This window comes from Flintibacter sp. P01028, from assembly GCF_041925235.1.
Taxonomy (GTDB): Bacteria; Bacillota; Clostridia; order Oscillospirales; family Oscillospiraceae; genus Lawsonibacter; species Lawsonibacter aceti.
In genome coordinates this window covers 57,978-82,078 of record NZ_JBHEVC010000002.1, presented here as the reverse complement: position 1 = coordinate 82,078, position 24,101 = coordinate 57,978, and the positions used below count along the sequence as shown (strand labels likewise).

Genomic DNA, 24,101 nt, shown 5'->3' with positions numbered 1-24,101 from the left:
TTCTTATTTCCTGCCATCGGGCACACCTATCCTTTCTTCTACACGGCATTCCAAGCTGCCGTCCGACAGACGCAGGGAGAGCCTGTCACCCGGAGCGGCTCCTTGCGCCGAGGTCAGCACATGGCCATCCTCTCTTTGCGCGATGGCGTATCCACGCCCCAAAACCTTCAGAGGACTCATTGCGTCCAGAGAGGCCGCCAACCTGGCCGCACGCTCCCTCTGTCCGGAAACATTCCTCTCCAGTCCGTGAATCAGACGGCTGCTCTGGTAGTCCAGCAGCAGCCGCTTGTCCCGGAAATAGGAGGCGGGGTCGGTCATAGTCCTGCTCTGAGCCAGGCGGTCCAGCCGCTGCCGGTATCGGGCTAGGCGGTGGAGCAGTCCTCCCTCCAGCCGCTCTTTCCCTCCCATCAGGGTGGAATAGATCTCATTTTGATCGGGTACCGCCAATTCAGCGGCGTTGGAAGGGGTGGCGGCTCTCAAATCGGCCACGAAGTCGGCAATGGTCACATCCGGCTCATGTCCCACGGCAGAAATCACCGGGATCTCCGACTGATAGATAGTCCGGGCCACAATCTCCTCATTGAAGGCCCACAAGTCCTCCATAGAGCCGCCGCCTCGGCCCGTGATAATCAGGTCCGCCACCCGCTTCCAGTTGGCCCACTGGATGGCGGCGGCGATCTCCTCGGCCGCGCCCTCGCCCTGGACACGGACCGGCAGTACCTTCACCTGGGCCATAGGCCAGCGGGTACCCAGGATTCGGAGCATATCCCGGACCGCCGCCCCGGCTGGCGAAGTCACCAGCGCGATGACCTTTGGAAATTTGGGGATTGGCCTCTTATGCTCCTGGTCAAACAGCCCCTCCCGCAGCAGGCGCTCCTTTAACTGTTCAAAGGCCATGGCCAGGTCCCCCGCCCCATCAGGCGTCAGGCGGACACAATACATCTGGTACTGGCCGTCCCGAGGGAATACGGTGATCCGGCCAGAGGCAACCACCTGCATCCCGTTCTCCGGCCGGAAGCGAAGAGACTGGGCGTCGCCGCGGAACATAACACAGCGCAGGGCGCCCTCACTGTCCTTCAGGGTGAAGTAGTGGTGTCCCGAAGGATACATCTTGTAGTTGGACAGTTCTCCCCGGACCAGAAGCGAGGACAGGAGCCGGTCCCGGTCCATAAGGTTTTTCAGATATCCGCCTACCTGGCTGGGGGTCAGGACGGTACGATCTCCCGTCATACCTGTCCCCCCTCTCTCCAAGCCCGCCAGGTAAGGATCGCTGTCCCCATAGCGTTGTCTGTGGCAAACTGGGGCTGGGCAAAGATGGCCTGGCAGAACTCTGTGAGCACATGGCGCAAATGGCGGTTGGAGGCCACACCGCCGGAGCACAGGACAGGCAGTCCGGGATACTGGTCCTGGGCTGCTACTGTGGCCCGGTGAACCACATCACACACAGTATTCAGCGCGAACCGGGCGATGTCGGCCGGTTTCTCCCCCCGCTCCAGCAGCTTTTTCACCTGATTTTCCATTCCGGACAGGGAGAAGTGGAGACCGTCCAGCTTCACCCGGTAGCCCGGACCGGCATCCGTTTGTCTGCATAATTCGTCCAGTGCCTTCCCTGCCGGGAAGTTCAGGCCCAGCAGCACACCAGTACGGTCGATCAGTTGTCCAGCAGAGATATCGGTGGTACCGCCGATGATCTCCCCTTTGACCGAGCAGCCCTGCGGCTCCACCCGCAGCAGCTCCGTAGTTCCGCCCGACAGGTGCCAAGCCAGAAAAGGGCCATCCAGCAGATCCAGCCGTCCGGCGGACCAGGCGGCGGCAGCCAGATGCCCCTGTTGATGGGAATGGGCAAAAAATGGGACGCCCAGAGTGTGGGCTAAACCCCTCCCCTGAGAACTCCCGGCCAGAAAGCATGGCATATAGGAGCCCTCCACCTCTCTAGGACGGGTGCTGGCTCCTACCGCGGCAATCCCCTCTAACAGGCCCTGCCGCTCCAACTGCTCAAACAGTCCGGGCAGCTCCCGCACATGTTGGAACAGGGCGTCACTCTGCCTCAGGCCAAGCTCCCCTGGTCTGACTTCCAGCAGCTTGCTCCTGTTGCAGCCGGTCTGACCGTCAAACACAGCCACTGAGGTGGTATAATTGCTGGTATCCAGCGCAAGGACCGCCATTTCAGTCCTCCGCCTTGTCGTCCGCTCTGGCCGCTTTTTCCGGCTTTGGCGGGGTGTCGGCAAACTCTGCCCGGACAAACGAGCCTAAGATCCCATTGATAAAGGCTACCACGTCCTGAGACTCATAGCTCTTGGCGATCTCCACCGCCTCATTAATGGCAGCGGCGTTGGGGATCTCCTCCATATACAGGACCTCATACATAGCGGTACGCATAATAGCTGCCGCCATACGGGGGATACGGGAAAAGGACCAGCCCACGGCATAGCGGCTGATGTAGTCGTCCAGCTCCGGACCATGGGCAAAGACCCCCCGGACCAGGTCCCGTATGTACTGGGCCTGCTTCTCATTGGGGAACTGGGAATACAGGGGCATATCCTCCGCCAGCTCCTGAAATCTCTCCTGGGTCAGTTGGGTGTCGAGGACCTCATCCGCACTCAAATTTCCAAATCCCAGAGAAAATATCATCTGTACCGCGATCTCGCGGGCGTTGCTTCTCGTCATCGTTTTGTATCCTCCCACAGGCCGTAATGTGGCCATAATAAGGTAGCTATATTATATACATGAATATACAAAAAAGGAAGCCCCAATTTTGTCTGTTCAGCATCTGCCTATGGTGCCCGCCATTTCCTTGGAACAAATAAAAAAGACGGCCCGCAGGCCGTCTTCTCAGTCATAAAATTTGTGGCCGCCTATCACGGCGATGCAGTTGCGGTTTCGAGAGGCCCAGCTACCCACGCTAGAATCAAAATACAGGGCTCCTCTGGTCTCCTCCACCACCCCGCCATCCAGCACCAGTTTGGCAGCGATGACACTGGATTCATTTGGGGTACGCTTGGCCAGGCTTCCGGATTGATAGGTAGAAAACTGGTTTTTCTGTGCCAGCACCCCTTCGATGGTGTTGGGATAGATAGGACTGGCCACTCGGTTGAGCACCACATTTCCCACAGCCATCTGGCCCTCCAGAGGCTGGTTGCCACTCTCGGCATAGATCAGGCGTGAGAGCCAGAACAGATCGTTCTGATCATAGTAGCTTTCGCCGGACTGGATCGCCCCACTGCCCCGTGTAACAGTCACGGTCCCGGTAGCACTGTCCCAGCCCACCTTGGCGTCAAAGGCCTCGGCCACCGCCCAGAGCGGGACCGTGAGCCGGCCCTCCACCACCTGTGCGGACTCTGGCAGATAGAGATAACGGCCATTGGCCACCATATACAGTTGACCGACCTTGGCGGTCACATTCAAATTGGCGGTAGTCACAGTGGCCACACCGGTCCCGCTATCCCACTGGACCTGAGCCGTGTCATCTAGAGCCTTAGCCATACCAGCCAGAGACACATAGGTGATACCGTCCTTCTGCATCCGGGCCACGTCGCTAGGCGCTGGCACTCCGTCAATCAGGAGCTTACTATCTGTATTCTCGGCCAACTCGATCAGGCTGGCCCCGGCGGCCCCGTGGACCGCCTCATCACTTACCTTATCAGTTTCAAGCGTTACACCACTATTGGTGGGAACGCTCCCCTCCTCTGCCACGATGGTCACAGTCTGCTCTGGAACAGAGCTGGCACCCATCAGGAGGAGCAAGGCAAAGGCGCACAGCGTCACGGAAAACAGCTTGCGTATCATTGTCTTCACTCCTTTCGATACGGTTTTGTCATAATTATGACAACCAAAAGCAACTGCTTGTTACTTTTGTTACCATATTGTAACCAATTCAAAGGAGCGGCGCAAGGGCAAAATTGCCCAGACTTCCAGCTTCAATCTTGTGTATTTTGTCTGTATTGTTTAGTAATATCGCGGTTTTTTATCCTTTTTTACATTTTTATACCAGCTTCTGCTTTTTCGTCCAACTTCTTCATCTGGAAAAAGCTCGGGCCGCCCAGAGGGCGGTCCGAGCCAGTTAGACTAGATATCAGGTTGAAGGCGCTGGCATCCTCTCTTATCACTGGTGTGGCAGACAGTACAAGTCATAAGGGAAGGAAACATCCCGTCCCTCACTTCAGCTCTGTCTTCTCCAGGTCCAGCTTGCTTAAAGCTCCCCTGTCCCCTACCAGCACTACATTAGGATGCAGTTGGAGCACCGAGGCCGGGACCTGAGGCACCACAGGCCCCTGGAAGGCAGCCCGCACAATATCCGCCTTGGCGGCTCCATTGACCACCAGCAGGATGCTCCTGGCGTTCATAATGGTGCCGATACCCATGGTGAGGGCCTGCCGGGGCACATCGGCTTCGCTGGCAAAAAATCGCTTATTCGCCTCGATTGTACTGGCGGCGAGGTCTACCAGGTGGGTCCCCACGGGATAGCAGTCCGCAGGCTCATTAAAGCCAATATGCCCATTATGGCCCAGGCCCAGCAGTTGAAGGTCAATCCCCCCCAGCGCCCGGATCATATGGTCATATCCGGCCCCCTCTTTCTCAGGGTCCCCGGCCAGCCCGTTGGGTACATGGGTATTCTCCGCCTTAATGTCCACATGGTCGAACAGGTTTTTCTGCATAAAATAGCGGTAGCTCTGGTCGTGCTCCGGGGCCAGGCCATAATACTCATCCAGGTTGGCCGTCTTTACCTCGGCAAAGGACAACTCCCCATCCTGATACCACCGTACCAGTTGCTCATAGGCACCCACCGGCGTGGACCCGGTGGCCAGACCCAGGACACAGTCCGGCTTTAGCTGGATCTGGGCGGCTATTATACTGGCCGCCTTGCGGCTCATAGACGAATAGTCGGCGCACTGATAAATCCTCATAAATAACTCCTCCATTTCAAATGGGCTGCTCCAAGCCCCATATATCATCTGTCCTCTTTAGGGCAGATAGGACCTTATCTCACAGCAGTTTTATCATACCATTACCATCGCTGTTTTTCAATCCATATCAATCGAAAAAACAGCGTTCTCACAGGTTAGCAGACCGGCTGATTTTCGGGCAGGAAATAAAAATTGTCCCCATTTAAAGCAAGGAGTAGCAACGTGAGCGGGCGGATGACGTCTTTTTTACCCTAGGCATAATGCACATAACCACCAGCTTCGATGGTGGTTGTCACTATGCAGGCATAGCCCTCTGTTCCTCGCGGACGCGTGCAACGCGTAATACGGTCTGCCATCTGCGTGAGGACTGTTACTTGCCGCCCGTAAACGGGCTGCTACATGGGATTCTCAGTTGCTCTCCCATCCCGTCCTCTTTTAGCTGATTCTTCATGTACTCTGCAATTCGGCTCTCATTTTTCCCTACTGTATCCACATAGTACCATCCTCTGCACCAAAATTCTCGGTTCCGGTACTTGTATTTCAACTCGCCGAATTGCTCATACAGCATTGTGCTGCTCTTCTCTTTCAGATACTCCATAAATACGATACGCCAAACTTTACAAAGGGCGAAAACAGACCGTGAAACGGGCTGCCAACAACAAACGGCGGTATGCTCCCGAGGGCAGCATACCGCCTGTTTTGTTGTCCGGAGTTTCCAAAGGGGCTTGCCCCTTGGCACACGCCTCTTCTTGCAAAGTGTAGTGTGTTATACGCTCTGTCGGCGTTGCCGTGAAAATGCCGTTGCCGCCGGGGAGGGCAAAGGCGTTTGAAGCGGCAGGAAAACAGGGCTGTGATTACATGGCGTGAAGCTGCAAGCGCAGGACTGGTTTTATCAGTAGACAGGGCGTAATATGGAAGCTCTCGTCCCTCGTCTACTATCTGTCAATTATATATCGTACATCCGGAAAAGCGACGTAAGATTTGTATTACACTAAATATCCTCTCTCTAATCCAAATTTAATGCCGCCTTCCCAGTCAGATGTCAAGTGGTTCCTTACAGTTTCAAATAGATGTTGGAGTTTTTAGTAAAGATGTATTCTGACCTTCGCATGTGTGAGTAGGCAAAGGAAATGGTTGGTTCAACTTAGATTTGCTGGCTACTACCACCAATCTTTTTCTTATTTGAGGAACTCCAAATGAAGTTGCTTCCAAAATGTCATAGTCAACATGATATCCAATCATTTCTAGCTCTGATACAATTATATCAATAACCTTGTCACCATTTTCGGTTTTTGCTTTAAGCAGATTTGGCACATTTTCTATTACAATACATTTCGGAGAAAATAATTTACCAAAACGTATCATTTCTGTAAAAAGAGAATCGCCGACCTACCGAATCGGTACTCTGTCAAAGTATTTGTTCCATTTGGACTATATGTTTCCTTTGGCCTTCCATTTTCTGTACCCGATCAAAAGTCTCCTGGTCAATGATAGCCTCATGAGCATCCTCTACCAGGTACATATCCAACTGCCCATCGTTTTTGACTTGCTTTCCGGTCAGGAAATCCGGCGTATAGCTTTTCTGCATCAGCACCTGCCCGATGTACTTCTCGTTACTCAACATCCGATCGATGGTGGAGGTGCTCCACTCCCTCTTCCCTGTCACTGTTTTGATCCCGTGTTCTTCCAGGTAGCGCTTGATCTTCCGTACACCGTTCCCCTGCACATAGAGATCAAATATCTTCCGTACGATTTCCGCCTCCTCCGGGACCACCCGCAATATACCGTCTGGTCCTTTTGTATAGCCAAGAAATTGAGAATGGTTCAGTATAGTTTTCCCGCTTTTCATCCGCTGACGCAAACCGAACTTGATATTGTCGCTTTTGTTCTGGCTCTCTGCTTGATTAAACGTGGTATACAGATCAACGACACTGTCCGGAGATGTCAGTGTATGGATCCCGCCCAGTTCAATATACACTCCAATACCCATTTGCTTCAATCTCCTGATCGTAGTCATGGTTTCTTTTGCATCTCTTCCGAAGCGGCTCAGAGATTTCACAAGGATCAAATTGATTTTTCCTTTTCTACAATCTCTCAGCATCTTTTGGTATCCGGGCCGATTCTTCGCGTGGAGCCCGGAGGCATTGTCCGCATACACAGCGACAAACCTCCAAAAGGGATTTCTCTTGATGTATCGTGTAAAGTACTCAATTTGCTTTTCCAAACTTTTCTGTTGTTCTTCGTAAGGGGTGCTGACCCGACAATAAGCAGCGACTCTTAATTGCTGACTCCAGATAGAACCGTTCTCTTTCTCCTGTGGAATCTCAATCACATATCCAGACATAGCAAAACCTCCATGATACCACTGACCAGCAGTATATCACGGAGGTTTTACAATAGAAAAAGCTACATTTCAGTCTTACTCCCAAGACTAAAATGTAGCTTTTAACTTGGCGGAGTAGGAGGGATTCGAACCCTCGAGCCGTGTTAGCGGCTACACGATTTCCAGTCGTGCTCGTTATGACCACTTCGATACTACTCCATAGCTGAAAGGGAAATCTACTACATTCCCTGCTGTCGACAGTCACAACGACAGCGTATTGTATTATACCAGTTTTTTTCGTTCCGTCAACCCCTTTTCGAAAATTTTTCTCGTTTTTTCTCGGATAGAGCTCCAGATCAAAAAACGTCTCTATTCCAAGCCCCTGTGCCTCTTGACTATGGCTCTCTTTCCTTTTATATTTTTATTGGAATTCAGAATATCGATCCAGGAAGGAGCACATCATGAATCTGTGCGACATCGACCAGATCAAAGCCCTGCTGGCCCGGCACGGCTTCCGTTTTTCCAAATCCATGGGACAAAATTTTTTGATCCAGCCGTGGGTACCGCGGGATATCGCCTGTTCTTCTGGCGCCGGCTCCGGTAAAGGGGTGCTGGAAATCGGTCCAGGCATCGGCCCTCTCACCCGGGAGTTGTCCCTGCTGGCCGACCAGGTGGTTTCCGTGGAGTTGGACCGCTCCCTTCTCCCTATCCTGACAGAAACTCTGGGGGACAGGGACAATGTGGAGATTGTCTCCGGTGATATCCTGAAGCTGGACATTCCGTCCCTGGTCCGGGAGCGATTCCAGGGGCTGGAGCCCATCGCCTGTGCCAACCTGCCCTATAACATTACCACTCCTGCCATCACCGCCCTTCTGGATGCGGGCTGCTTCTCCTCGATCACTATCATGATTCAGCGGGAGGTGGCTCGGCGCATCTGTGCCACTCCGGGCAGTGGAGATTACGGCGCCTTTTCCGTCTATTGTCAGTATCACGCCGAGACGGAACTGCTTTTTGATGTCCCCCCGGACTGTTTCCTCCCCGCACCCAAGGTGACCTCCTCCGTCCTCCGTCTCACTCCCAAGGATCCGCCCGATGAGGTGGATGACCCGGACCACTTCTTCCGCGTGGTAAAGGCCGCCTTCTCCCAGCGGAGAAAAACCCTGCTAAATGGGTTAAGTGGCACCTTCCGTTCTAATTTTTCCAAAGAACAGCTATTAAGCGCCATCTTAAGCTGCGGCCTACCCGCTGATATCCGGGGAGAACGGCTGTCCATTCCCCAGTTCGCAGCCCTGTCAAAGGCCCTAAGGCAGCGGGATATCAGGCCTTAGCTCGGGCAAGGGCTCCTTTATTTTCCAAAAAGCAATAAGACCTATAACTAAATTGTCGTCACCAATAACATTGACTTTATTCCTTTCAGCGTGTATGATTATATCGATTTTAAGCTATTCCCTGCCGCCCTGTGCAGGAAGATCATTTCAGAAAAGAGGTCACAAACATGGCAACTATTGATCTGAGCAAATATGGCATCACCGGCACCACTGAGATCCTCCACAATCCCTCCTATGAAACCTTATTCGAGGAAGAGATGAAGCCCGGGCTGGAGGGCTATGACGTGGGCCAGTTGACTGAGCTGGACGCCGTTAACGTCATGACTGGCATCTACACTGGCCGCTCCCCCAAGGACAAGTTCATCGTCATGGACGATGTTTCCAGGGATACCGTGTGGTGGACCTCTGACGAGTTCAAGAACGACAACAAGCCCGCCTCCAAGGAGGCCTGGGACGAGTGCAAGCGTCTGGCCATCCAGCAGCTGTCCAACAAGAAGCTGTATGTCATGGACGTGTTCTGCGGTACCAACCACGACTCCCGCATGGCCATCCGCTTCATCATGGAGGTAGCCTGGCAGGCCCATTTTGTTAAAAACATGTTCATCGCCCCCACCGCTGAGGAGCTGGAGAACTTTGAGCCTGATTTTATCTCCTATAACGCCGCTAAGGCCAAGGTGGAGAACTATAAGGAGCTGGGCCTGAACTCTGAGACTGCCGCCATTTTCAACCTCACTGAGCGCGAGCAGGTCATCCTGAACACCTGGTACGGCGGCGAGATGAAGAAGGGCATGTTCTCCATGATGAACTATTACCTGCCCCTCAACGGCATGGCCTCCATGCACTGCTCCGCCAATACCGACATGAACGGCGAAAATACCGCCCTGTTCTTCGGCCTGTCCGGCACTGGCAAGACTACTCTGTCCACCGATCCCAAGCGCCTGCTCATCGGCGATGACGAGCACGGCTGGGACGACGAAGGTGTGTTCAACTTCGAGGGCGGCTGCTACGCCAAGGTCATCAATCTGGACAAGGACGCCGAGCCTGACATCTACAACGCCATCAAGCGCAACGCCCTGTTGGAGAACGTCACCGTTGACAAGGACGGCAAAATCGACTTTGCGGATAAGTCCGTCACCGAAAATACCCGCGTGTCCTACCCCATCGACCACATTGAGAAGATCGTGCGTCCCAAGTCCAAGGGCCCCGACGCCAAGAACGTCATCTTCCTGTCCGCCGACGCCTTCGGTGTGCTGCCCCCCGTGTCCATCCTGACCCCGGAACAGACCCAGTATTACTTCCTGTCCGGCTTCACCTCCAAGCTGGCCGGCACAGAGCGGGGCATCACCGAACCCACTCCCACCTTCTCCGCCTGCTTCGGCCAGGCCTTCCTGGAGCTTCACCCCACCAAGTACGGTGAGGAGCTGGTGAAGAAAATGAAGAAGTCCGGCGCCAAGGCCTACCTGGTCAACACTGGCTGGAATGGCACTGGCAAGCGTATCTCCATCAAGGACACCCGCGGTATCATCGACGCCATTTTGGACGGCTCTATTTTGAAGGCCGAGACCAAGACCATCCCCTATTTCAACTTCGAGGTGCCGACCTCCCTGCCTGGCGTGGACCCCGCTATTCTGGATCCCCGGGACACCTATTCCGATCCCAGCGAGTGGGAGACCAAGGCCAAGGATCTGGCTTCCCGCTTCGTGAAGAACTTCACCAAATACACCACCAACGAGGCCGGCAAGGCCCTGGTAGCCGCCGGCCCCAAGGCCGAGTAAGCACTCCGCGGACTAAAATCGCGCCCCTGTCTGGGGGCGCGATTTTCCTGCTCTAGAGAAGGGAGTCAACGATGAAGCACATTCAACCCTCTGAATCCCTTGCCAATGGTCTACTATTGGCCTTTGCCGGTGGAATGATGGACGCCTACACCTACTTGTGCCGGGGGCAGGTCTTTGCCAACGCAGAAACAGGCAATCTGGTACTGCTGGGCATTCAGCTAGCACAGCGTAATTGGGGACGCGCCCTCTACTATCTCTGGCCTATCATGTCCTTTGCCCTGGGCGTCCTGCTGACCGAGTGGCTCCGCTCTCACTTCACTCCCCTGCCCGGCCTTCCCCACTGGCGGCAGTTGGTGCTGGTTGTGGAGTGCGGCGGGCTGCTTCTGGTCTCCCTTTTGCCTGTGGGACCGCTGGATTGGCTGGCCAACGTGATTGTCTCCTTTGTCAGCGCCATGCAGATCGAGAGCTTCCGCAAATTTGAGGGCAACCCATTTTCCACCACCATGTGCACTGGAAACTTGCGCAGCGGCACAGAGAAGTTGTATCGCTGCCTGTTCCTTCGAGAGGAACGGGCAGGCCGTGGAGCCCAGGATTATTACTCTGTCATCCTCCTCTTTGTGTTGGGCGCTCTTGTGGGTGGCCTGTGCACCGACCTGTTGGCTGGACGCTCGATCCTGTTGGCCTGTCTCCCCCTGTCCCTCGCCTTTCTGCTGATGCTCCGCGAACCATAGTAATAATCAAAAGAGGTGTGGATATCTTTTGGTATCCACACCTCTTTTTGATTCAATACCCATAGCTCTTTCGCTTTGCCAGCAACAGGGTCACGGAGATGACCGCTCCTATGCCTTCCGCCGCCACAACAGCGCTCCAGATACCGTCGATACCGAAGATCAATGGCATCACCAATACCATACCTCCCCGTAGGAGGAAGGACCGCATAAAGGAGATAAACGCGGAGACCGCTCCGTTGCACAGGGCTGTGAAAAAGGCGGAGGCGTAGATATTCAGCCCGCAGAAAATATAACACAGCGCAAACAGACGGAATCCATGCACTGTCATCTTATACAGCTCCGCATCGAAGCCCACAAAGGCGGCGGCAAGGGGCGCGCTGGCCAGCTCAGACACTGCCACCATCGCAGCCGACGTGATTCCAATCATCATTAGATTCCTTCGGCAGATTCCCTTCAGCTCTACGGAATCTCCGGTGCCAAAGTGGTAACTCACGACGGGGGCACAGCCGATGGAGTATCCCAGAAAAACAGCAATAAATATGAAATCCACATACATCATCACGGAGTAAGCGGCCACTCCCATCTCCCCTACCAGGCGCATAAGCTGGATATTATAGAGAATCCCTACTACCGATGCAGATATATTGCTCATCAGCTCAGAGGATCCGTTAATGCAAGCATCCCACAGAGCTTTAGGATAGAGGGCGGTAGGGACCAGGCGGAGCTCCTTCTCTCCACCCCTCAGGAAACAGGCAACGGGGAGAAGCCCACCTACACAGTATCCCAGCACGGTGGCAAGCCCCGCTCCGGCTATCCCCATATCAAACAGCGCAATAAATACATAGTCCAACACGATGTTGGTCAGCCCGGAGGCTATTGAGAACATCAGGCCCACATGGGGTTTCTCCGCTACTACAAGAAAACTCTGAAAGCTAGTCTGGAGCATAAAGGGTACACTGCCCGCCAGCAGGATGCGGCCATAAATGACGCAGTCCCCGATCAAAAGGTCGCTGGCCCCGGCCAGCCGTGAGATTGGCTCCACTAATATCACGCACACAACTGAGAGGGCCGCCCCCAATATAGCCACACAGAGGATAAACATAGAAAAGTAGCGGTCGGCCAGCTCCTTTTTCTTCTCCCCAAGCGTCCTGGCCACAATGGCGCTGCCACCCGTTCCCAGCATGAAGCCAAAGGCCCCAATAATCATCGCCACTGGAAAGATGATATTAACCGCCGACAGGGCCAAATCCCCCACCAAATTGGCAACGAATAGACCGTCCACCACACTGTAAAGAGATGTGAATACCATCATCACTACGGAAGGGAATGTAAAGCGCAGCAACTTTCCATATGTGAAATGATCCGATAATTTGATCTTCATCTTTCCCATATCCCCTCTGGGCCTTCCCGTTTAAAAAGGGGGCGTGCGGCTTCCCACAGGGCGTCCAGGTAATGCCGCTCGGCTTGGATTCTGGACAGGCGCTCTCCAGCTCCCAAGTCCAGGAATGCCTTTTCCTCAAAGGCAACTACCTGGTCCACACTTTCCTGTGAAAACGCCTCTCCCTTTTCTGTTAAGCAGATCTCCTTGTTGCGCTTATCCTCTGACGAGCTTCTCAGCTTAAGCAAGCCCCGCTCCTCCAGACTTCTCACCCCGGAATGTATGGTCTGCTTGCTTAAAAACAGCGCACCCCCCAGATCAGTGGCAGACAGGGGCCGTCCCTCCTCACGCAATGTATAGAGGATCCAGAACGCGCTGTCCGACAGCCCGAAGTGTTTAGCCAAGGCGTGATAAAACTCGTTACATTCCTTATACATACGATTGAGCTCTCGATTGAATTGGCTAAACGTCAACTCTTTCATAGTTCCCTCCAAAGGTCCGAATTCAGACTTTTTTAGTATAGTCTGAATTCAGACTATTGTCAATCTCTTTTTTAGGATATTTTAAAAAAACGCTTGACTTGGAGTATACTCCAGTGTATACAGTAGGAGCGATCAAACTACACTGTGAGGTCTGCCAAATGAAACATGGTTTGTCTAATTCTGTAATCTTCGCACGCGGAGAGGAAAACACCGACTTTGCCCAGTATTTTGTTGGACGAAGCTATCTGAACATACTGTCTCTCCAAGGCGTAGTCATCGGCAACCTCACCTTTGAACCAGGCTGCCGCAATAACTGGCACATCCACCAAGCTTCCCAGAGTGGTGGTCAGATCCTGCTATGTACCGGAGGCCGGGGCTGGTATCAGGAGTGGGGCCAGGAACCCAGAGAACTCCATGCTGGTGATGTGGTCCATATCCCCGCAGGCGTCAAGCACTGGCATGGCGCAGCCAAAAACAGTTGGTTCGTCCACCTGGCGGTAGAAGTTCCTGGACAGGATACCTACAATCAGTGGTTGGAGCCGGTGGATCAGAGCCAGTATGACCTGCTGCCCTGACAATCAGTTCTTCATGGCAATACAAGGAGGAGATCACCTATGCCGCTGTCTGAAACCGCCCAAAAAAATTATACTCGGATGTTTGGAGATTTTCCGCCTCCCCTGGCTGACTCCGACCCAGAATTTACCCGTCTGTTTCTGGATTTTGCGCTGGATGAGGTACCAAGCCAGACAAAGCTAGACGACCGGACCCACTTTTTGACTGTTCTGGCTGCCCTCATGGGGTGCCAGGGACTAGACTGTTTTCAGGCCATGGCCCCTGCCGCTCTTCGTTCCGGCCTCTCTCCAGTGGAACTGAAAGAACTAGTCTACCAGGGAACCGCCTATCTGGGTCTGGGGCGGGTGCTCCCTTTTTTGAAGGCCGTCAATGAGGCTCTCACCGCTGCCGGTGTCCCTCTGCCCCTGGAGGAGCAGGGCACCACTGATCCCGACAGCCGTCTGGAAGCAGGCAATCAGGCCCAAGTGGATATTTTTGGGACACATATGCGTGGCTTTCAAAATAGCGGGCCCCAGGAAAGCCGCCACATCAACCGCTGGCTGGCCGGCAACTGCTTTGGCGATTATTATACCCGCGGCGGGCTGGATTACCGGGACCGAGAGCTTATCACCTTCTGCTTTCTGGCCGCCCAAGGTGGCTGTGAACCTCAGCTCACTAGCCACGCCGCCGCTAATCTGCGGCTGGGAAATGATAAGCCCCTTCTAATCCGGGTGATCTCCCAATGTCTGCCCTATATTGGCTATCCTAGGAGTCTCAACGCCCTTACCTGCATTAATCAGGCAGCTACAAAATAAAAGAACAGGAGAACTACAACATGAAATACCGCATACTGGGCCGCACTGGCCTTCGGGTCAGTGAGATTGGCATGGGCTGCGAGGGGCTGGTAGACAAGCCCTATACAACCGTGAAGGAATTTATTGACCAGATGGAGGAGAGCGGCATCAACTGCATCGACCTCTACTCCCCTGACCCGGATATGAGGTCTAACCTGGGTCGCGCCCTCCGGGGGCGCCGCAACAAGTTTGTCCTTCAGGCCCACCTGTGCACCATCTGGAAGAACGGTCAATACAAGCGGACCAGGAACATCGACGAGGTGCGCGAGAGCTTTGAGGATCAGCTCCACCGCCTGGAAACGGACCATGTGGAGATCGGCATGGTCCACTATGTGGATTCTCTCTCTGACTGGGAGGCGGTCCAGTCTGGGCCGGTCATGGCCTATGCCCAGCAGCTGAAGGCGGCGGGCCGCATCGGCTGCATCGGTCTGTCCAGCCACAACCCCCAAGTAGCCCAGGCGGCAGTGGGCAGCGGTCTTATCGACGTGCTCATGTTCAGTGTCAATCCCTGCTACGATCTGCAGCCCGCCAGCGAGGATGTAGAGGAGTTGTGGGCGGAGAAAAACTATGAAAAAGACCTAGTCAACATGGACCCACAGCGCCAGGCCCTCTATGAGAGCTGCCAGAGGCAGGGAGTGGGCATCACCGTGATGAAGGCTTTTGGGGGCGGCGACCTGCTCAGTCAGTATTCCCCTGCCGGAAAGGCTCTTACCCCCTTTCAGTGCCTCCACTATGCCCTGACCCGCCCCGGTGTGGCCTCAGTCATGTCAGGGGCCCGAACTCTGGAGGAACTGCGTGTTTGTTTGGACTATGAGCAGGCCAGCGAAGAGGAAAAGGACTATGCCGCCGCCTTTGCCTCCCTGCCTAAGATCAGTTGGAAGGGACACTGTATGTACTGCGGTCACTGCGCTCCCTGCCCTAAGGGGATTGACGTGGCCTCCGTCACCAAGTTTTTCAATCTTGCCAAGGCGCAGGGCCAGATTCCGGAAACGGTGCGGGAGCATTATATGGGTCTCCCCAGCCACGCTGGGGCGTGCATCGCCTGCGGCGCCTGTGAGAATCGCTGTCCCTTTGGCGTCCCTATCATCCGAAATATGGCGGACGCTGCCGCTCTGTTTGGACTGTAAGGAGGACTGTTCCATGACCATTGCCGAAGTGAGCAGACAATATGATATCTCTGCCGATACCCTGCGGTACTACGAGCGTATCGGACTCATTCCTCCGGTCCCCCGGAACAAGGGCGGCATCCGTGACTATGACCAGGAGTCCTGCGGCTGGATCGAGCTGATGAAGTGTATGCGTTCGGCCGGGGTACAGATCGAGGCTCTTATCAAGTATGTGGACCTATTTCAGCAGGGAGACGCCACTCTGGATGCCCGAAAGGCTCTGCTGATGGACCAGCGGGATCGGCTGATGGCCCGCATGGCGGATATGCAGGCCTCGCTGGACCGGCTGAATGACAAAATCCAGCGTTATGAGCAGGGGCTGATGTCCCAGGAGCGCCTGCTCCAGCGACTCCATACGGAGCGCCAGATGTAAAACTGTCCATAAAAGGCGCCCGGCCTATTGACCGGGCGCCTTCCCCTGTATTTTATTAATCGCCCTCCGGCCTCCCACGGAATTCTTTTGTCCATTTCCTCTGGAATATGCTATAATGAGAGCAAAGCACGTTCTCTTCTGGAGATGGAAGCGGACCGGGAGGTAATTTCTATGCAGTACATACTATATTTTTTGATCGCCATCGGCGCTACCACAGTGGGCTCCCTCACGGGGATGGGAGGCGGAGTTATCATCAAGCCGCTGATGGATGTGATGCACCACTTCGATGTGGAGACCATCGGTGTCTTGTCCTCCATCACGGTCTTCTCCATGTCCGCTGTTTCCATTGGAAAGCAGATGCTGGCCAAGGTACAGATTCCCTTTCAAATTGCCATTCCCCTCTCTCTTGGTTCTGTGGTGGGCGGCTACATCGGACAGTGGATGTTGAGCGCCATCGTATCCGGCGTTCAGGCCCAGGGCTTGGTCACCGTAGTCCAGAACGGACTGCTGGCCGTCCTCATCCTGTGTGTCTACCTCTATATGAAGCATAAGGCGAATATCCGGGGGCTCCAGCTCTCCGGGGTCCCGGTATCCCTGGCGGCCGGCTGCTTTCTCGGCATCTGTTCCTCTTTTCTAGGGATCGGCGGCGGCCCGATCAACGTAGCCCTTATCATCTACCTATACTCTGTCAGCACGAAAATGGCCACTGTCTGCTCTCTGATGACCATTCTTTTTGCCCAGATCTCCAAGCTGGTCACGGTGGCCCTTTCTACCGGGTTTCTGGTATATGACCTGTCTGTCGCTCCGGTCATGGTGGTGGGCGCCATCGCCGGCGGCTTTCTCGGCGCCAGCTTGAGCAAGCGGTTCTCCGAGGCGGGAGTCGAGCGGGCCTTCAACTGCGTTCAGCTCCTGGTGCTGGCCATTGCCCTGTTCAATATCGCCCGCAACCTGATTGGGGGGTGAGCATGGGAAATCTCACTTTCTTAGTCAAGCCCGCCTCCAGCCTGTGCGGGATGCGATGCCGCTACTGCTTTTATGAGGACATTTCTGCCCTTCGGTCCGTCAAGAGCATGGGCGTTATGTCACTGGAAACCGCGCACCGGCTCCTGGAGTCTGGCATACAGGCGGCAGGTCCTCATGGCTCCCTCCAAATCACCTTCCAGGGCGGCGAACCCACGCTGGCTGGTCTGGACTTTTTCCAAAGTTTTATCGCTTTGGAGCGGGAGCTCTGCCCTTCTACAATCCAAATCAGCCACTCCATCCAGACCAACGGAATGGCGCTGGATGGAGACTGGGTCCGGTTTTTTCAGGAAAATCGGTTTCTGGTAGGCCTGTCTCTGGATGGAAGCAGGGAGATCCACGACCGCTTCCGGGTGGACGCCCAGAGCCGGGGAAGCTGGGACCGGGCGACCCGTTCCCTGGCCCTTTTGGACAAGGCCGGTGTGGAAACCAACCTTCTGTGCGTCATTACAGGTCCTCTGGCCCGCAGCGCCCAAAAGGTGTATCATTCTCTGAACAAGCTGGGCAGCCATGCCCTTCAGTTCATCCCCTGCCTGGACCCCCTAGAGGGGGAACGTGGGTGTATGCCCTGGTCTCTGACCCCCCAGCGGTACAGTCAGTTTCTTCGAGACCTGTTTGACTGCTGGTATCTGGATTTGCAGCGAGGCCACTATGTGAGCATCCGTCTCTTTGACGACTATCTCCGCATCCTGGCCGGGATGCCCCCCAGCACCTGTGCCTCCTCTGGTGCCTGCGGAAGCTACTTGGTCGTGGAGGGGGACGGCGGCCTCTATCCCTGCGACTTCTTTGTGCTGGACCAGTGGTATCTGGGCAATATCCACCAAATGTCTGTAGAAGAGGCCGTCCAGAGTCCGAGAGCCCTGGCCTTTCTGGATGAGGGCCGCCGCCGACCCCGAGACTGCCTTGGCTGTCCCCACCTCTCCCTCTGCCGGGGCGGGTGTCCCCGGGATTGGACTGGACTTGGACTGGACAGAGCAAACTACTACTGCCCTGCCTTCCACGCCTTCCTGGACTACGCCCTCCCCCGGCTTCGGCAGGCCGCGGGAGCCATTCTATCTAAATAAACAAAAAAGCCCTGAGCGGTCCTGTCTGGACTGCTCAGGGCTTTTTTGTTTCAAAGTTCCCGAATGGAGGTGCCGATGTAGATTTTGGGTTTCATCACATAGGTATAATTTTTGTCGTCACAGTCCCGGCGCTCGATCATGGTCATCAGGCGGGTAGCCACCAGTTGGCCCACCTTCCTACCCTGATGGACAGAGCAGGTGATCCCCTCTGCTTCCCAGTCATTCCCAGAGTAGTCAAAGCAGACCAAGGAACAGTCCTCAGGAACCCGCCTTCCCTGCTCCTCCAACACCTGGCGCACCAGGCGGTAGATCATATAGTTGCAGCATACCACCGCAGTATACTTGGGCAGGCTCCGCAGAAAGCGGTCAATGGAGCGGGCAAAACGGGGATCGTGGGCCTCGTTAGACACGCACCACTTGATATAGTCGTCCTGGTAATCCACCCCCCGCTTGATCAGGGCGGCGGTGGTTCCCTGGAATTTCTCAATGCTCTGATAGTTGTCATAGACGAAAATACCCGCAATCTGCCGGTGTCCCGCCTGTACCAAAAGCCCAATCAGCCGGTCAGCGCACTCCATGTCGTTGACGATGACCCGGGGATAGTGCAGATTTTTATAATAGTTGTTATAGAAGATGACCGGGATGCGCCGGCGATAAATTTCCTGATAGCAGTCCAGATTTGGGTTGAGCAGACTGGCCTTTACACCGTCGATAATAAAGCCATCAAAATGCTGGTGCACCACTGTCTGTAAGCAGCGCCGTTCCGTGGAAAACTTGTTGTCTGTAAAGAACACCCGCAGATCCACCCGGTCAGCGGGGAGCACGCTCTTTACCCCTTCCAGCAGACCGGAATTGGCGTTGGAATCCTGCCCCTGAAGGATCAGTCCAATCTTTTGGGCGGTGGATCCCACATCCAGTTCTCTTGACAGGGCGGCCTCCTTATTGATGTAAGTACCACTGCCCTTTACCCGGCGGATCAGTCCCTCCTGGTCCATACGGGCCAGGGCGGACCTGGCCGTCTCCCGGCTGATGTCCAGCCGGCGGCACAGGGCGTTCTCCGAGGGAAGCTTCAAATTGCCGGAAAACTTGTTTTCATCAATATAGGCCAGCAACCAGCGGTAGACCTGCTCCGACTTTTTATCGGCGCCTGCCAAGGAAATTCCCTCCTCAGTCAACAATGGCCGGCCGGGTCCCCTCCGCCCGCTCGATCCAGTCCGCCAGGCGGGCACGCATATCCTCCTTCACCTGGGCATAGGAGGGATCGGCTACCACGTTGTTCAACTGCCAGGGATCGACCTTCAGATCATAGAGGAAGTCGTCCGCGTAGAGGTCAGAGGCTGCCGCCTCGCCGCCGTTGACACCGGGGGCATAGACAGAGTAGAGATAATTGGCCGTACGGACGCAGCGGCCCACCCGGCTCTCCGAAATCTGGGCGAACACCTGGTTAGGTCTATTATCGTCCTTTTTCTCCACTACGTCAAGGAGGTTCTCTCCGATCATCTCATCGCCCACGTCTACACCAGCTAGGGCCAGAATGGTCTTGGGCAGGCTTTCGGTGGACACCAGCTCCTCCACCGCTACACCGCCCTTGAAGGGGCCGCCGGCGATGACCAGGGGCACATGGAGGGCGCCGTCATGGCAGGATCGCTTGTAGTCATCGTAGCCGTTGAGATGGCCGTCGGTGTTTCGGGTTTTGAAGTGGGAGCCGTGGTCGGAGGCAAAGATGATGACGGTATTATCGTACAGCCCCTCCTTTTTCAGCCGCTCCACCAGCCGTCCCAGGTTCTCGTCCAGGCTGGCGCACTGGCCCAGGTAGTCAGGGTACTCCTCCGCGGCGTTGCCTTTGAGCACCTCCAGATCGTGGGGCAGGACGAAGTTCCTGTACTTCTCCTTGGAGCCCTCGGGTCCCTCGTAGTGCTTGCGGTCATTCTGGTGGTGGGGCTCGATCTGGGAGATGGTCATAAAGAAGGGCTTTTTCCGGTCATAGGTGTCAAAGAACTCCAGCGCCATGTTGTTGATGCAGTCGGCCCGGTAGCCCTTGAAGTCGACACGGTTGTTGTTCTCGTCGAACACATAGCCGTCATAGCCGTGGGAGGTAAACTCCAACACGTCGGCGGCCCTCCAGTATCCGGTATATCCACCCCGAAGCTCCTTGGGAATGGCAGTGATGGTGTGGTCAATCGTGGGGGGCTTCTCCAGCTCGCCGTCACTGGCCAGGTGCCACTTGCCGATGTAGGCGGTCTCATATCCCGCCTCCTCGATGTAGTTTGCCAGAGTCTTGACGCCAGCGGGCAGCATGATGTTGTTGCGGAAGCAGCCCGTCTCGGTGGGATATTTTCCGGTCTGGAACAGGGCGCGGCAGGGGCCGCACACCGGCTGGGGGGAAAAGGCGTTATCAAACTTCACGCCTTCCTGGGCCAGTTTGTCCAGATTGGGGGTGATGTCCAGAGGCTGGCCGAAACAGCCGCAGGTATCCCAGCGCTGCTGGTCGGTGAAGTAAAAGATAATATTATTGGGCATATCAATTGTCCTCCTTCTGGACGGCGGCCTTGGCAGCCTTGGCCTCTTTCAGCTTGCCGCGAATGATGGCGGCCAGCGCCACGACGATCAGCGCCAGGAATATCTTGCAGTAGATACTCTGGAAGAAAATGCTGGGGCTGCCGTCGGAGATGAGCAGGGCACGGCGGAAGTTGGTCTCGGTCATGCTGCCCAGCACCAGGCCCAGCAGGATGGGCACGGGAGGCAGGTCCAGCTTGCGCAGGACCCAGGCCAGCACGCCGAAGATGAGGGCCACGCCCACGTCAAAGTAGTTTTCGTTAACGGAGTAGGCGCCGGCAAAGCAGAAGATCACAATGATGGGGGTAAGAATCTCCTGGGGGATGGAGACCACTTTTGCAAACAGGGTGGTAAGGAACTTGCCCTGGAGCAGCATAAAGAGGTTGACCAGGATGAGTCCCAGCATGATGGCATACATGATATCGCCATCTGTAGTGAACAGAGAAAGGCCGGGGTTCAGGCCGTTGATCATCAAGGCGGAAAGCATGATGGCCACCGTGCCATCGCCTGGGATGCCCAGGGTGAGCAGGGGGATCAGAGTTGCGCCGGTAACGGCGTTGTTGGCCGATTCGGCGGCGGCGATGCCCTCCACGGAGCCGTGGCCGAACTCCTCTGGATGCCTGGACAGGTTCTTGGCAGTGTTGTAGCTGAACCAGGATGCCTCGGAGGCGCCGGTGCCGGGGATGATGCCTACCATCACCCCGATGATAGAGGACATGATCACCGGGCGGGCCATGCGTTTATACTCCTCCCTGGTGATCTTGCCGTCGTCCTTGATCTTGGTGGTGTCCAGATTTAGGCTGCCCAGCCGCTTTTCCGCCTTGGCCAGGATCTCCACCAGGGCGAACAGGCCGATCAGGCAGATGGCCAGATCCAGCCCGAGATACAGCCGGGAGATGCCGAAGGTGAAGCGGTCATAGCTGGTCATGGGGTCCGTGCCCACGCAGGAGATGAGCAGGCCCAAGCAGGCGGAAATCAGGCCCCGGATGATACTCTTGCCGGAGACACCCGCGATGATGGTCAGGCCAAAGACACAGACCATAAAATACTCCGCAGTGCCCAGCTGGGCAGCCACCTTGGCCACCTGGGGGCCCAGGAACAGCAGCATCAGGGCGGAAAACACGCCGCCAAAGGTAGAGGCGTACAGGGCAATCTTCAGGGCCGCCTTGGTCCGCCCCTGCTCAGACAGAGGATGGCCGTCCAGCATGGTGGCCGCGGCGTGTGGCGTACCCGGCGTATTGATCAGGATGGCGGATACGCTGCCACCATAACCGCCGGCGCAGTAGATGCCCAGCAGGAACATCATGCCCGGGATGGCGGTCATGGTATAGGTGACGGGCAGGAACAGGATGACGCACAGGATCACGCTCAGTCCGGGAATAGCGGCAAAGACCGATCCGACGAACACGCCGATATTGATCCACAGGATATTTTCCAGCGTGAAAAGAAGGCCGGTAGCGGGAACGATATATTGCATCATAAAACGTTCAGCCTCCTTCTAAAATTCCACATTCAGGACGAAACGGAAGCACGCCCAAATGACCACAGCCAAGGTGATGGTGATCACATAATAAGAGGGCTTTTTGCAGCGGAAATAGACCAAAAAGCCCAGACAGCAGAACACAGCGCCCACCACAAACAAGTCGGTGAAGCGGCACAGCAGATAGGTGATAACCAGAATGGTCAGGATAGCCAATGCTTTCAGCTCGGTCTGGAGGTTGATCACCTTCCAGTTGAGGGGCTGCTTGGTAAAGAGCTTATACAGCTCCTTGACGATCAGCATCCCGCAGCAAATCATCATCACGACCATCAGCAGGGTGGGGAAGGCGCGGCCATTCACTACGTCCTTGTCCGACACGATCACCTGCTGGGGCATAACGAACAGGATTGCCAGCGCAAAGAGAAAAAAGAGAATTCCCACCGTCAAGTCCACAGGGATGCGGATCTCTTTTTCACAGAGCTTTTCTCCCCATGCGTCCAGACGGGCATGGAATCGATTGATCCAGTTTTTCATCCGAATAAAAACCTCCTCAGTCTGCACACACATAAAACCGGGGAATGGGTGGGATATTTCCCCATCCCATTCCCCAGTTATTGTGGTTGGTCAGGATCAGCCGGCAACGATATCCTTGTACTCGTTGACGATGTTCTTTACATTCTCCACATGGGCGTCCACATCCTCCTGGGACATGGGGTCAACCTCCAGCAGCATGGTATCCTGCAGCCAGGCGGCAACTTCCTCATCGGCCAGGATCTTGCCATACAGCTCCTTCAGAGCAGCTACAGTGGCCTCGTCCGTACCAGCACGGGCCATGATGAAGCAGCGGTTGCGAAAGTAGGGATAGCCCTTCTCACCGACGCCCTCCACGCCCGCGAAGGGTCCATGCTCCAGAGCCTTCTCATCAAAGGCGCAGGGGATGGTCACGCCGCCCTGCTGATAGGTCTCCAGAATTTGGGACTGGTGGGAGACGGCAAACTGGGTCTCGCCCTTGGCCACAGCCTGAGCGGCCTCGGCGGCGGACTGATAGGGAGTCAGCTTCAGCTTGTCACCGGCGCCCATCTTTCCGAACAGGGCTGCGGCCAGGAATGCCTCAGAGCTGGTGGCGCCGTTGACAGCCACACTGATCTCATTGCCGGCGGCTACATAGGCCTCCAGGTCGGCGATGGTCTTGATATTCAAATCAGCGGAGGCGGAGAGCACAAAGATGGAGGAGTAGAGGTTTTCCACATAGGCAAAGTCCTCAGCGGTAAACTTCATTTTGGCAGGATCGATGATGGAGGTAATAGACAGCAGGCCCTCGCCCACAAATACCAGCTCGGGATCATTGGCCTTGGTGTCCATGACCCAGGTATTGACAGTGGCGGCATCGCCCTTAATTGCCTCGGCGACCAGAGTGATCGCGTCGGAATACTCAGTGGACTTAGAGGCGGCCTTCTGGCTCACCATAGCCGCTACACCGGAGGGGGCCCAGGGGCAGGTCACCTTCCAGCTGGACTTCTTGACAGTAGTGGAGGGGGTGCTGGTGCTTGTACTAGAATTGCTAGAGCTTCCGTCATTGGTTCCGGTGTTTTTTCCACTGTCGCCGCAGCCAGCCAGCAGACCAACGGCCATTGCAAGAGCAAGAGATAAGCTAAGTAAACGCTTTTTCATGATTCATTCTCCTTTTTCACAAATTTTCCAGAATTGGGGTGTGTGACCACCACACCTGTTGTCCTCAATATATCATGGTGGATTTTTTGAATCAACAGATTTAAAACAAATTTTTATAAAGTTGTATGGCAATAACCTCTTTTTAGAAATGCTGTATTCTTTTCATTAAAATTTTGTTTATTTTATACAATTTTTATGGTCCTTTTTTGACAGACTCACTCAGTGGCTGATAAGAAGTTTTATATTCAACAGATCTATTTCATATAAACTCTTTTGAATGAAAACCAAACAATTAATTGAAAGAAACCGCACTCTTTATAGTTTAAGAAAGCAAAATCTTAATCTAGTGTGTGGTTCGAATGCTAAATGCAAAAAAGATAACTTACTCAGATTGGCTCAACCTATTTCTGAGTATTTAATGCTCCAAAAGTACAAACCGCCCTT

At 54.9% G+C, this 24,101-nt stretch carries 22 protein-coding genes, 1 tRNA gene and 2 pseudogenes; 9 read left to right on the top strand and 16 right to left on the bottom strand.

Annotated features, from left to right (window positions below; all coding sequences use genetic code 11):
- Nucleotides 1-3: 3 nt before the first annotated feature.
- The 9 genes and pseudogenes from xseA to ACEVJK_RS04550 form a co-directional block, all read right to left on the bottom strand.
- Entirely contained in the window at nt 4-1,230 is a 1,227-nt protein-coding gene (xseA, locus tag ACEVJK_RS04590; RefSeq protein WP_374740085.1) for an exodeoxyribonuclease VII large subunit, read from the bottom strand.
- Nucleotides 1,227-2,165, bottom strand: coding sequence for a DNA-binding protein (locus ACEVJK_RS04585; protein ID WP_374740084.1), 939 nt, complete (start codon nt 2,163-2,165; stop codon nt 1,227-1,229). The genes xseA and ACEVJK_RS04585 overlap by 4 nt, the downstream gene beginning before the upstream one ends.
- A 1-nt stretch (nt 2,166) precedes the next feature.
- Nucleotides 2,167-2,667 carry a transcription antitermination factor NusB gene (gene nusB / locus ACEVJK_RS04580; RefSeq protein ID WP_147572201.1) on the bottom strand — a complete coding sequence of 167 codons (501 nt, stop codon included), beginning with the start codon at nt 2,665-2,667 and terminating at the stop codon, nt 2,167-2,169.
- A 165-nt stretch (nt 2,668-2,832) separates the two neighbouring features.
- Entirely contained in the window at nt 2,833-3,786 is a 954-nt protein-coding gene (locus ACEVJK_RS04575; RefSeq protein WP_186852487.1) for a cell wall hydrolase, read from the bottom strand.
- 368 nt (nt 3,787-4,154) lie between these two features.
- A complete protein-coding gene (gene nagB, locus ACEVJK_RS04570) occupies nt 4,155-4,904 on the bottom strand; it encodes a glucosamine-6-phosphate deaminase (RefSeq protein ID WP_186852486.1) in 750 nt (249 codons plus the stop codon).
- A 370-nt stretch (nt 4,905-5,274) separates the two neighbouring features.
- Nucleotides 5,275-5,505 (bottom strand): annotated as a pseudogene (locus ACEVJK_RS04565) (transposase); the annotation flags it as partial.
- A gap of 461 nt (nt 5,506-5,966) precedes the next feature.
- A pseudogene (locus ACEVJK_RS04560) lies at nt 5,967-6,272 on the bottom strand (DNA cytosine methyltransferase); the annotation flags it as partial.
- Between the two features lie 40 nt (nt 6,273-6,312).
- Nucleotides 6,313-7,248 carry a recombinase family protein gene (locus ACEVJK_RS04555; RefSeq protein ID WP_374740082.1) on the bottom strand — a complete coding sequence of 312 codons (936 nt, stop codon included), beginning with the start codon at nt 7,246-7,248 and terminating at the stop codon, nt 6,313-6,315.
- Between the two features lie 107 nt (nt 7,249-7,355).
- Nucleotides 7,356-7,446, bottom strand: a tRNA-Ser gene (locus ACEVJK_RS04550).
- Between the two features lie 242 nt (nt 7,447-7,688).
- Between ACEVJK_RS04550 and rsmA the strand changes: the two genes are divergently transcribed.
- The 3 genes from rsmA to ACEVJK_RS04535 all read left to right on the top strand — a co-directional run bounded on the left by rsmA (nt 7,689) and on the right by ACEVJK_RS04535 (nt 11,061).
- On the top strand, nt 7,689-8,555 hold the full coding sequence (gene rsmA, locus ACEVJK_RS04545; protein ID WP_340405661.1) for a 16S rRNA (adenine(1518)-N(6)/adenine(1519)-N(6))-dimethyltransferase RsmA: 867 nt from the start codon (nt 7,689-7,691) through the stop codon (nt 8,553-8,555).
- Between the two features lie 167 nt (nt 8,556-8,722).
- Nucleotides 8,723-10,330: a phosphoenolpyruvate carboxykinase (ATP) gene (gene pckA, locus ACEVJK_RS04540; protein WP_374740080.1), complete on the top strand. Its 1,608-nt coding sequence runs from the start codon at nt 8,723-8,725 to the stop codon at nt 10,328-10,330.
- Between the two features lie 71 nt (nt 10,331-10,401).
- Nucleotides 10,402-11,061 carry a YoaK family protein gene (locus tag ACEVJK_RS04535; RefSeq protein ID WP_147571184.1) on the top strand — a complete coding sequence of 220 codons (660 nt, stop codon included), beginning with the start codon at nt 10,402-10,404 and terminating at the stop codon, nt 11,059-11,061.
- Between the two features lie 52 nt (nt 11,062-11,113).
- Here ACEVJK_RS04535 and ACEVJK_RS04530 read toward each other — a convergent pair whose 3' ends face one another.
- Both ACEVJK_RS04530 and ACEVJK_RS04525 read right to left on the bottom strand, forming a co-directional pair.
- A complete protein-coding gene (locus ACEVJK_RS04530; protein ID WP_374740079.1) occupies nt 11,114-12,442 on the bottom strand; it encodes an MATE family efflux transporter in 1,329 nt (442 codons plus the stop codon).
- Nucleotides 12,439-12,921: a MarR family transcriptional regulator gene (locus tag ACEVJK_RS04525; protein WP_340405660.1), complete on the bottom strand. Its 483-nt coding sequence runs from the start codon at nt 12,919-12,921 to the stop codon at nt 12,439-12,441. The genes ACEVJK_RS04530 and ACEVJK_RS04525 overlap by 4 nt, the downstream gene beginning before the upstream one ends.
- 158 nt (nt 12,922-13,079) lie before the next feature.
- Between ACEVJK_RS04525 and ACEVJK_RS04520 the strand changes: the two genes are divergently transcribed.
- The 6 genes from ACEVJK_RS04520 to ACEVJK_RS04495 all read left to right on the top strand — a co-directional run bounded on the left by ACEVJK_RS04520 (nt 13,080) and on the right by ACEVJK_RS04495 (nt 17,950).
- Complete coding sequence (locus ACEVJK_RS04520; protein WP_374740078.1) at nt 13,080-13,496, top strand: cupin domain-containing protein; 417 nt, start codon at nt 13,080-13,082, stop codon at nt 13,494-13,496.
- Nucleotides 13,497-13,535: 39 nt separating this feature from the next.
- Nucleotides 13,536-14,288: a carboxymuconolactone decarboxylase family protein gene (locus ACEVJK_RS04515; protein WP_374740077.1), complete on the top strand. Its 753-nt coding sequence runs from the start codon at nt 13,536-13,538 to the stop codon at nt 14,286-14,288.
- 20 nt (nt 14,289-14,308) lie between these two features.
- Complete coding sequence (locus ACEVJK_RS04510) at nt 14,309-15,454, top strand: aldo/keto reductase (RefSeq protein WP_147571189.1); 1,146 nt, start codon at nt 14,309-14,311, stop codon at nt 15,452-15,454.
- Between the two features lie 13 nt (nt 15,455-15,467).
- Nucleotides 15,468-15,866: a MerR family transcriptional regulator gene (locus ACEVJK_RS04505; protein WP_240287845.1), complete on the top strand. Its 399-nt coding sequence runs from the start codon at nt 15,468-15,470 to the stop codon at nt 15,864-15,866.
- A 171-nt stretch (nt 15,867-16,037) separates the two neighbouring features.
- Complete coding sequence (locus ACEVJK_RS04500; RefSeq protein ID WP_147571191.1) at nt 16,038-16,829, top strand: sulfite exporter TauE/SafE family protein; 792 nt, start codon at nt 16,038-16,040, stop codon at nt 16,827-16,829.
- Nucleotides 16,830-16,831: 2 nt separating this feature from the next.
- The gene (locus ACEVJK_RS04495; RefSeq protein ID WP_374740075.1) at nt 16,832-17,950 is read left to right on the top strand and encodes an SPASM domain-containing protein; all 1,119 of its coding nucleotides are present in this window, start codon (nt 16,832-16,834) and stop codon (nt 17,948-17,950) included.
- A gap of 50 nt (nt 17,951-18,000) precedes the next feature.
- Here the strand turns inward: ACEVJK_RS04495 and ACEVJK_RS04490 are convergent, their stop codons facing one another.
- From ACEVJK_RS04490 to ACEVJK_RS04470, 5 genes are all read right to left on the bottom strand, one after another.
- Nucleotides 18,001-19,104, bottom strand: a complete 1,104-nt coding sequence (locus ACEVJK_RS04490; protein ID WP_147571193.1) for a GntR family transcriptional regulator — start codon at nt 19,102-19,104, stop codon at nt 18,001-18,003.
- A 13-nt stretch (nt 19,105-19,117) separates the two neighbouring features.
- Nucleotides 19,118-20,470: a sulfatase-like hydrolase/transferase gene (locus tag ACEVJK_RS04485; RefSeq protein WP_147571194.1), complete on the bottom strand. Its 1,353-nt coding sequence runs from the start codon at nt 20,468-20,470 to the stop codon at nt 19,118-19,120.
- A 1-nt stretch (nt 20,471) separates the two neighbouring features.
- On the bottom strand, nt 20,472-21,986 hold the full coding sequence (locus ACEVJK_RS04480; RefSeq protein WP_147571195.1) for a tripartite tricarboxylate transporter permease: 1,515 nt from the start codon (nt 21,984-21,986) through the stop codon (nt 20,472-20,474).
- 18 nt (nt 21,987-22,004) lie between these two features.
- Complete coding sequence (locus ACEVJK_RS04475) at nt 22,005-22,520, bottom strand: tripartite tricarboxylate transporter TctB family protein (protein WP_186852477.1); 516 nt, start codon at nt 22,518-22,520, stop codon at nt 22,005-22,007.
- Nucleotides 22,521-22,616: 96 nt separating this feature from the next.
- Complete coding sequence (locus ACEVJK_RS04470) at nt 22,617-23,657, bottom strand: tripartite tricarboxylate transporter substrate-binding protein (RefSeq protein ID WP_147571197.1); 1,041 nt, start codon at nt 23,655-23,657, stop codon at nt 22,617-22,619.
- Between the last annotated feature and the right edge of the window lie 444 nt (nt 23,658-24,101).

What these genes read in the sequence shown, in the direction of transcription:
- xseA (WP_374740085.1), bottom strand. Translation starts at nt 1,230, where the DNA reads ATGACGGGAGATCGTACCGTCCTGACCCCCAGCCAGGTAGGCGGATAT.
- ACEVJK_RS04585 (WP_374740084.1), bottom strand. Translation starts at nt 2,165, where the DNA reads ATGGCGGTCCTTGCGCTGGATACCAGCAATTATACCACCTCAGTGGCT.
- nusB (WP_147572201.1), bottom strand. Translation starts at nt 2,667, where the DNA reads ATGACGAGAAGCAACGCCCGCGAGATCGCGGTACAGATGATATTTTCT.
- ACEVJK_RS04575 (WP_186852487.1), bottom strand. Translation starts at nt 3,786, where the DNA reads ATGATACGCAAGCTGTTTTCCGTGACGCTGTGCGCCTTTGCCTTGCTC.
- nagB (WP_186852486.1), bottom strand. Translation starts at nt 4,904, where the DNA reads ATGAGGATTTATCAGTGCGCCGACTATTCGTCTATGAGCCGCAAGGCG.
- ACEVJK_RS04555 (WP_374740082.1), bottom strand. Translation starts at nt 7,248, where the DNA reads ATGTCTGGATATGTGATTGAGATTCCACAGGAGAAAGAGAACGGTTCT.
- rsmA (WP_340405661.1), top strand. Translation starts at nt 7,689, where the DNA reads ATGAATCTGTGCGACATCGACCAGATCAAAGCCCTGCTGGCCCGGCAC.
- pckA (WP_374740080.1), top strand. Translation starts at nt 8,723, where the DNA reads ATGGCAACTATTGATCTGAGCAAATATGGCATCACCGGCACCACTGAG.
- ACEVJK_RS04535 (WP_147571184.1), top strand. Translation starts at nt 10,402, where the DNA reads ATGAAGCACATTCAACCCTCTGAATCCCTTGCCAATGGTCTACTATTG.
- ACEVJK_RS04530 (WP_374740079.1), bottom strand. Translation starts at nt 12,442, where the DNA reads ATGAAGATCAAATTATCGGATCATTTCACATATGGAAAGTTGCTGCGC.
- ACEVJK_RS04525 (WP_340405660.1), bottom strand. Translation starts at nt 12,921, where the DNA reads ATGAAAGAGTTGACGTTTAGCCAATTCAATCGAGAGCTCAATCGTATG.
- ACEVJK_RS04520 (WP_374740078.1), top strand. Translation starts at nt 13,080, where the DNA reads ATGAAACATGGTTTGTCTAATTCTGTAATCTTCGCACGCGGAGAGGAA.
- ACEVJK_RS04515 (WP_374740077.1), top strand. Translation starts at nt 13,536, where the DNA reads ATGCCGCTGTCTGAAACCGCCCAAAAAAATTATACTCGGATGTTTGGA.
- ACEVJK_RS04510 (WP_147571189.1), top strand. Translation starts at nt 14,309, where the DNA reads ATGAAATACCGCATACTGGGCCGCACTGGCCTTCGGGTCAGTGAGATT.
- ACEVJK_RS04505 (WP_240287845.1), top strand. Translation starts at nt 15,468, where the DNA reads ATGACCATTGCCGAAGTGAGCAGACAATATGATATCTCTGCCGATACC.
- ACEVJK_RS04500 (WP_147571191.1), top strand. Translation starts at nt 16,038, where the DNA reads ATGCAGTACATACTATATTTTTTGATCGCCATCGGCGCTACCACAGTG.
- ACEVJK_RS04495 (WP_374740075.1), top strand. Translation starts at nt 16,832, where the DNA reads ATGGGAAATCTCACTTTCTTAGTCAAGCCCGCCTCCAGCCTGTGCGGG.
- ACEVJK_RS04485 (WP_147571194.1), bottom strand. Translation starts at nt 20,470, where the DNA reads ATGCCCAATAATATTATCTTTTACTTCACCGACCAGCAGCGCTGGGAT.
- ACEVJK_RS04480 (WP_147571195.1), bottom strand. Translation starts at nt 21,986, where the DNA reads ATGATGCAATATATCGTTCCCGCTACCGGCCTTCTTTTCACGCTGGAA.
- ACEVJK_RS04475 (WP_186852477.1), bottom strand. Translation starts at nt 22,520, where the DNA reads ATGAAAAACTGGATCAATCGATTCCATGCCCGTCTGGACGCATGGGGA.
- ACEVJK_RS04470 (WP_147571197.1), bottom strand. Translation starts at nt 23,657, where the DNA reads ATGAAAAAGCGTTTACTTAGCTTATCTCTTGCTCTTGCAATGGCCGTT.